General features: G+C 53.7%; 1 rRNA gene. It reads right to left on the bottom strand.

Annotation, left to right across the window (positions count from 1 at the left end):
* Positions 1 to 13 precede the first annotated feature (13 nt).
* Positions 14 to 1,556, bottom strand: a 16S ribosomal RNA gene (locus tag NG42_RS21530).
* Positions 1,557 to 1,647 lie beyond the last annotated feature (91 nt).

Genomic DNA, 1,647 nt, shown 5'->3' with positions numbered 1-1,647 from the left:
ATCTTCACATAGGTAAGGAGGTGATCCAACCGCAGGTTCCCCTACGGTTACCTTGTTACGACTTCACCCCAGTCATGAATCACAAAGTGGTAAGCGCCCTCCCGAAGGTTAAGCTACCTACTTCTTTTGCAACCCACTCCCATGGTGTGACGGGCGGTGTGTACAAGGCCCGGGAACGTATTCACCGTGGCATTCTGATCCACGATTACTAGCGATTCCGACTTCACGGAGTCGAGTTGCAGACTCCGATCCGGACTACGACGCACTTTATGAGGTCCGCTTGCTCTCGCGAGTTCGCTTCTCTTTGTATGCGCCATTGTAGCACGTGTGTAGCCCTGGCCGTAAGGGCCATGATGACTTGACGTCATCCCCACCTTCCTCCGGTTTATCACCGGCAGTCTCCTTTGAGTTCCCGCCATTACGCGCTGGCAACAAAGGATAAGGGTTGCGCTCGTTGCGGGACTTAACCCAACATTTCACAACACGAGCTGACGACAGCCATGCAGCACCTGTCTCACGGTTCCCGAAGGCACTAAGGCATCTCTGCCGAATTCCGTGGATGTCAAGGCCAGGTAAGGTTCTTCGCGTTGCATCGAATTAAACCACATGCTCCACCGCTTGTGCGGGCCCCCGTCAATTCATTTGAGTTTTAACCTTGCGGCCGTACTCCCCAGGCGGTCGACTTAACGCGTTAGCTCCGGAAGCCACGCCTCAAGGGCACAACCTCCAAGTCGACATCGTTTACGGCGTGGACTACCAGGGTATCTAATCCTGTTTGCTCCCCACGCTTTCGCACCTGAGCGTCAGTCTTCGTCCAGGGGGCCGCCTTCGCCACCGGTATTCCTCCAGATCTCTACGCATTTCACCGCTACACCTGGAATTCTACCCCCCTCTACGAGACTCAAGCTTGCCAGTTTCAAATGCAGTTCCCAGGTTGAGCCCGGGGATTTCACATCTGACTTAACAAACCGCCTGCGTGCGCTTTACGCCCAGTAATTCCGATTAACGCTTGCACCCTCCGTATTACCGCGGCTGCTGGCACGGAGTTAGCCGGTGCTTCTTCTGCGGGTAACGTCAATGACGAAGGTTATTAACCCTCATCCCTTCCTCCCCGCTGAAAGTACTTTACAACCCGAAGGCCTTCTTCATACACGCGGCATGGCTGCATCAGGCTTGCGCCCATTGTGCAATATTCCCCACTGCTGCCTCCCGTAGGAGTCTGGACCGTGTCTCAGTTCCAGTGTGGCTGGTCATCCTCTCAGACCAGCTAGGGATCGTCGCCTAGGTGAGCCGTTACCCCACCTACTAGCTAATCCCATCTGGGTTCATCCGATGGTGTGAGGCCCGAAGGTCCCCCACTTTGCTCTTTCGAGGTTATGCGGTATTAGCTACCGTTTCCAGTAGTTATCCCCCTCCATCGGGCAGATCCCCAGACATTACTCACCCGTCCGCCACTCGTCACCCGGGGAGCAAGCTCCCCTGTGCTACCGTTCGACTTGCATGTGTTAGGCCTGCCGCCAGCGTTCAATCTGAGCCATGATCAAACTCTTCAATTAAAAAGCTTGATGCTCAAAGAATTAAAACTGTTATTCGTAATGAATATAGTAGTCACTCTTGAGACTTGATATTTCAAATTTTTTCCATCCG

The organism is Winslowiella iniecta (genome assembly GCF_001267535.1).
In the GTDB taxonomy this organism is placed as follows: domain Bacteria; phylum Pseudomonadota; class Gammaproteobacteria; order Enterobacterales; family Enterobacteriaceae; genus Erwinia; species Erwinia iniecta.
The sequence above is the reverse complement of the archived record's forward strand: the minus strand, read 5'-3'. Positions and strand labels throughout refer to the sequence as shown.